The following is a 5173-nucleotide window of genomic DNA, read 5'->3' on the forward strand; positions in this document are numbered from 1 at the left end:
CAGCGGCCGCGGATTCTCGGTTCCCGCACTGCCGGCCAGCGGTGCGGGCCCGGTGCGGTCGGCCGCGGTCGGGGCGTTCAACGGCGCCGCCGGTGCGCCGTGCGCCGCGGTCGGCGTCCCCACGACCCGGACCGAGCCGTCCTCACCGACGACCAGACGCGCGACCTCCCCGGTCGGAATCATGCCGAGTTCGGCGGCCTTCACCGCGAGCACGGGCGCCGAGTTCCCGGCTTCCACGTCGCGCAGCAGAACAGCGCGTTCCTGCCGCAGGGTCTCGTTGTGCGCCCGGGCGGCGCTGAGCTGGTAGGAGTCTTCGGCAGCCCGGGTCGTCAGCAGCAGCGTGACGGCCATGCCGACGCCGAGCAGCGCGAGGATCGTTGCGACGAACGGGATCCGGGTCGCAACCGTGGGCTGCTGGGTCGCCGTGGTCGCGCCCCGTGACTCCCCGGTCACACCGAGGTGTGCGGCGCGCTGATTCCGCCGCTGGTACGCGCGCTGCGCCGCCGTGGATCGCGCCGAACGACGGAGCGGGGATGCCACCTGAACGGTCATCGGTTACCTCCTGGCGATTCGTTCTGCGGCACGCAGGCGTACGGGCGCCGAGCGTGGGTTGCGCTCCACTTCGTGCTGGGAGGCCTTCTCCGCACCCCGGGTGAGGATTCTCAGTTCCGGTCCCATTCCGGGCAGTTCCACGGGCAGCCCCTCCGGGCTCCGGGACTTCGAGCGCGGAGCGAGCTCCGCCTTGACCACCCGATCCTCGAGGGACTGGTACGACATGAACACCACGCGCCCGCCGACGGCGAGCGCGTCGAGAGCATCCGGCACAGCGGCCCGGAGCGAGTCGAGTTCGGCGTTGACCTCCACCCGCAGCGCCTGGAACGTGCGTTTGGCGGGATGACCTCCGGTGCGGCGCGACGCGGCCGGGATCGTCCGGTAGAGCAGTTCGACGAGCTGACCGCTGGTCCGGAACGGCGTCTTCTCGCGCGTCCGGACGATCTCGGAAGCGATCTTCCCCGCGAACCGCTCCTCCCCGTAGGTGCTGAGGATGCGGGCGAGATCGCCGTGGCTGTACGTGTTGAGAACGTCGGCGGCAGTGATGCCGACGGTCGGGTCCATGCGCATGTCCAGCGGCGCGTCCTGCGAGTACGCGAAGCCCCGGTCGGCCTCGTCCAGCTGCATCGAGGACACCCCGAGGTCGAACAGGATCGCGTGGACCGACCCGATTCGATCGAGTCCGCACTCTTCGAGCGCGTCGGCGATCCCGTCGTAGCGGGTATGGACGAAATCGGTTCGGTCCGCGAACGGCGCGAGGCGCGCCTTCGCGATGGCGAGGGCGTCCGGATCGCGGTCGAGACCGATCAGACGCAGTCCCGGATAGGTGCGCAGGAAGTACTCGGAGTGCCCGCCGAGACCGAGTGTCGCGTCGACGTACACGGCACCCTCACCACCGGGGCCCACCGCCTCGATCGCGGGACCGAGCAGCTCGTCGGCGCGTTCGCGCAGCACCGGAACATGCGCGAAACCTTCGGCGGGGACGTCACCGGCTGCACCGGGTTTCGCGTCGTCCTCGCCGTCCACCATGTTCTCTTCGCTTCCTGTTCGGTCGATTCGGGAAACGAATCGAGACGTGGGGTTCGATCGGTGGACGGTCGTCGGAGTGCCGATACGCGGGCGGCGAATGCATCGAGGTCTCTGTCCGATTCGGGGACCTGGCGCTGGGGAAGTGCGTCAGGGCTCCGTTGCCGAACCTGGCGCTGGGGAAGTGCGTCAGGGTCGGCCTCGGGCAGAGGCCTCGCGGCACTCGCCGCGCGACCGAAGCAGCGGTTTACAGGATGTCTTGCAGCGCCTCGTCCCTCGCCTCCGAAAACTCTTCTTCGTGTTCGGCGAGGTAGGTCTCCCACGCCGTCGCGTCCCAGATCTCGAGGTGCTTGATCGCCCCGATCACGACGCAGTCCTTGGTGAGCCCGGCGTACTTGCGATGTGCCGCGGAGAGCGTGATCCGGCCCTGCGCGTCGGGTCGCTGTTCGTCCGTGCCGGACGCGAGGCTGCGCAGGAATGCGCGAGCCTGCGGATTGCTCCGCGACGCGGCAGCGGCCCGCTCTGCGAGCGCCGCGAATTCGTCGCGCGGGAACACGGTCAGGCTGTGGTCTTGCCCTTTGGTGATCATCAGCCCTCCCGCCAGTTCGTCTCGATACTTCGCCGGCAACGTGAGCCGACCCTTGTCATCCAACTTCGGCGTATGGGTGCCGAGAAACACTCGCCACCCCCGCCCTAGTCGGCCGGACCATTCGTCTCCGGCGGGGCAACCCGAGCCGCTCCGCCGCGACCCACAGTACCCCACTTTGCCCCACGTTCAACCAATTACGGGCGCGAATCGCCGGGCGTTTCACCCGAAATCGCTGCTCAACGGAGGTGGGGTGGAGTGGGGCCTCTTCGGGTCGGCGGGTTCCCGCGTCATCCGGCGGCCGGGCGCGTCCCGGGCCGGCTCCGCTCGACACGGGAAAACCCCAGGTCGACGCAACCGCTCCGGACCGCCTCGGGAGCGCTTCGCAGCTCGGTGGGGCGATGTGGGAGGGCTCCGGTGAGGGTGAATCCGAGGGGTGAATATGGGGCGATGCGCGCACCCCGCCCGGCGGACACGTGACGCACGTCGCCATCCCCGAGACGACGAACGGCGCGACCCCTTTGCACGGGGTCGCGCCGTTTCGCGAACCGACTTCTACGCGTGGGCGAACACGCGGCTATTCCTGTTCGAAACGCCGCCGGAAGCGTTCCTCCATCCGATGGGTGAACCCACCGGTGGATTTGCGGTTCCCTCGGGTCCGGGTTCCCTGCCCGGAGCCGGATCCGCCCCCACGAGGAGCATCACCGAGCGGCTTTCCGCGCCGACCTCCGACGAGGAGCAGAACGCCCGCGCCGAACATCACAAGAAAGCCGAGCAGGCTGATGATCGGGAACCCGCCCGGCTTCACCGGCAGGGCGACACCCGCGATCAACAACGCCAGACCCACTACGAACAGCGCACCGGCCTGCAGCCGTCGACGGCTGCCTGCCATGCCCAACCGACTGCCTCGGACGGTCGAGGCGAACTTGGGATCCTCAGCATAGAGCGCGCTCTCGATTTGATCGAGCATGCGCTGCTCGTGCTCGGAGAGTGGCACGGTACCTCCCCCGGCACTAAAACGGTGGCCGCCGATTCCTCCGGTGGAAGCGACGGGGGGCCGACTTTGACGGCCGCCTGATCTCATAATACGAGTACATCATGCGCTGGACCACCAACTCCGACACGGAGTCCCGCACGGGCTTCCGAACGTCCCCGCGGCCCGGCGCCGAAGGTCCCGCGCTCATTCGGGAACGGTCACACGATCGGAGAGACAATCCTCCACCTCGTGGAGGAACGAACCGACCTCGCCGTAGAACCTGTCGGCCTCGTCCGCCGGCAACGTCCGGGTGATTCCGGACTCGATCGCCGCCCGGGTTTCGGAGCGGTCGGCGAAGAAGTCCGCCCAGCGCGCGAATCCCGGATCCGCCTTCGCCATGAGCACCCACGCGTTGCGGGTCCGGGCGCGCCGGACCACCTGCCCGGCACGAACCTCGGCGACCGCGAGCACGGCCCCCGCTCCCCGCAACGCGGCGAGGTAGGCGAGCTGGAATCGTTCCGCGGCGTCGCGTGTCCCTGCGGCCTCGGACAACAACTCGTCGGCCCGGCGCAGCATCGTCGCCGCCCGCGAGGACACCGGACGCGTAACGCAGCCTCGACGTCCGAACCCTGCTCCCCCGTCGGCAACCTGTGGCACGGCCATCACTCACCTCCCCGTGACTCGGGTGGGTGATCCGGGGATGTTCGCTTCCCTCGAACATCACCGGATCACCGTTGTCGAACATGCGTTCGACGTATTCAATATAGCTGGACCCACCGACATATCGTCAAGGGAAGGCGGACTCCTCCCCGCATGAGCACGGACCCGATCCCGCACGACGCGGCGCCGATTCTTCTCGACCTGTCCCCCGCGGAATTCCGCGCGCGCCTGCCCGAGATGCTGCCGATCTACGTCGCGGCCATGAAATATCCCCGAGGAACCGAGTACCACCGCGCCCCGATGTGGTCCGAACACGCCGGCCGCCCCGGATGGCGTGCCGTGGCCGCCGCCCTCCCGCACGACCCGTCGACCCTCGTGGCGATCGCGTACGGCTACCGCGGCGCTCCGCAGCAGTGGTGGAACCAGCAGGTCCGCACCGGGATGCGGCACGCGGGATATTCCGTCGAACAGATCGACGCCACCCTCGGCGACTACTTCGAACTGACCGAACTGCACGTCCATCCCGACGCACAGGGACACCGCATCGGCGAGGCCCTCCTGCTGCGGCTGCTCGACGACCGGCCGGAACGAGCGGTGCTCCTGTCCACCCCCGAGGTCCCCGGCGAGGACAACCGCGCGTGGCGGCTGTACCGCCGCCTCGGCTTCCGCGACGTGGTGCGCGGGTTCGTCTTCACCGGTGATGCACGACCGTTCGCGGTGCTCGGCCGCGAACTCCCCCTGACTCTCGAAACCGGACCACGGCGATAACCTGAGCCCGTGATCGACGCAGTCGTGGTGGGTTCCGGGCACAACGCCCTCGTCTCCGCGTGCTATCTCGCACGCGCCGGCCGCTCGGTGGAGGTGCTCGAACGCGACACGGTCCTCGGGGGCGCCGTCTCCACCGTCGAACGATTCCCGGGCCACGCCGTCGACCGCGGTTCGTCCGCGCACATCATGATCCGGCACACCGGCATCCTCGAGGAACTGGAACTCGACGGTTTCGGGCTGCGCTACCTCGACTGCGATCCGTGGGCGTTCGCGCCCGCCCCACCGGGCAGCGACCGTCCCGGCATCGTCTTCCACCGCGACCTCGACCGCACCTGCCGATCGATCGAAACCGCATGCGGCCCACGCGAAGCCGACGCCTACCGGCGTTTCGTCGACGTGTGGGCCCCCCGCAGTGCCGCCGTGATGCGCTCGTTCTCCTCTCCACCCACCGGACGGCACCTCCTCTCCTCGTTCTGGGGCCTGGACACCGGCAGCGGCGGCAGCGACCTGTCGCGGCAGTTCCTCGCCTCCGGCGACGCGCTGCTCGACGAGTACTTCGACGACGAACCGCTGAAGGCCGCGCTCGCGTGGTTCGGCGCGCAGTC

At 69.1% G+C, this 5173-nt stretch carries 6 protein-coding genes and 1 pseudogene; 2 read left to right on the plus strand and 5 right to left on the minus strand.

The annotated features are described in order from the left end of the window. The 5 genes and pseudogenes from ACN675_RS27490 to ACN675_RS27510 form a co-directional block, all read right to left on the minus strand. A pseudogene (locus ACN675_RS27490) lies at nucleotides 1–552 on the minus strand (hypothetical protein); the annotation flags it as partial. 3 nt (nucleotides 553–555) lie between these two features. Further along, the gene (rsmH, locus tag ACN675_RS27495) at nucleotides 556–1581 is read right to left on the minus strand and encodes a 16S rRNA (cytosine(1402)-N(4))-methyltransferase RsmH (protein ID WP_420753832.1); all 1026 of its coding nucleotides are present in this window, start codon (nucleotides 1579–1581) and stop codon (nucleotides 556–558) included. 244 nt (nucleotides 1582–1825) lie between these two features. Then, nucleotides 1826–2257, minus strand: coding sequence for a division/cell wall cluster transcriptional repressor MraZ (mraZ, locus tag ACN675_RS27500; RefSeq protein ID WP_068160088.1), 432 nt, complete (start codon nucleotides 2255–2257; stop codon nucleotides 1826–1828). Between the two features lie 484 nt (nucleotides 2258–2741). Continuing rightward, nucleotides 2742–3161, minus strand: a complete 420-nt coding sequence (locus ACN675_RS27505) for a DUF3040 domain-containing protein (protein ID WP_420753833.1) — start codon at nucleotides 3159–3161, stop codon at nucleotides 2742–2744. 183 nt (nucleotides 3162–3344) lie between these two features. Further along, nucleotides 3345–3803: an SAV_6107 family HEPN domain-containing protein gene (locus ACN675_RS27510; RefSeq protein ID WP_420753834.1), complete on the minus strand. Its 459-nt coding sequence runs from the start codon at nucleotides 3801–3803 to the stop codon at nucleotides 3345–3347. Between the two features lie 150 nt (nucleotides 3804–3953). Here ACN675_RS27510 and ACN675_RS27515 point away from each other — a divergent pair, with 150 nt between their 5' ends. Next, on the plus strand, nucleotides 3954–4568 hold the full coding sequence (locus ACN675_RS27515) for a GNAT family N-acetyltransferase (RefSeq protein WP_420753835.1): 615 nt from the start codon (nucleotides 3954–3956) through the stop codon (nucleotides 4566–4568). A 9-nt stretch (nucleotides 4569–4577) separates the two neighbouring features. Next, nucleotides 4578–5173 (plus strand): phytoene desaturase family protein (locus ACN675_RS27520; protein ID WP_420753836.1); only part of this gene is annotated, 596 nt, incomplete at its 3' end.

This window comes from Rhodococcus sp. O3, assembly GCF_048897285.1.
Lineage (GTDB): Bacteria > Actinomycetota > Actinomycetes > Mycobacteriales > Mycobacteriaceae > Rhodococcus.

Coding starts and splice junctions, on each gene's coding strand:
- ACN675_RS27515 (WP_420753835.1), top strand. CDS start 3,954: ATGAGCACGGACCCGATCCCGCACGACGCGGCGCCGATTCTTCTCGAC.
- rsmH (WP_420753832.1), bottom strand. CDS start 1,581: ATGGTGGACGGCGAGGACGACGCGAAACCCGGTGCAGCCGGTGACGTC.
- ACN675_RS27510 (WP_420753834.1), bottom strand. CDS start 3,803: ATGGCCGTGCCACAGGTTGCCGACGGGGGAGCAGGGTTCGGACGTCGA.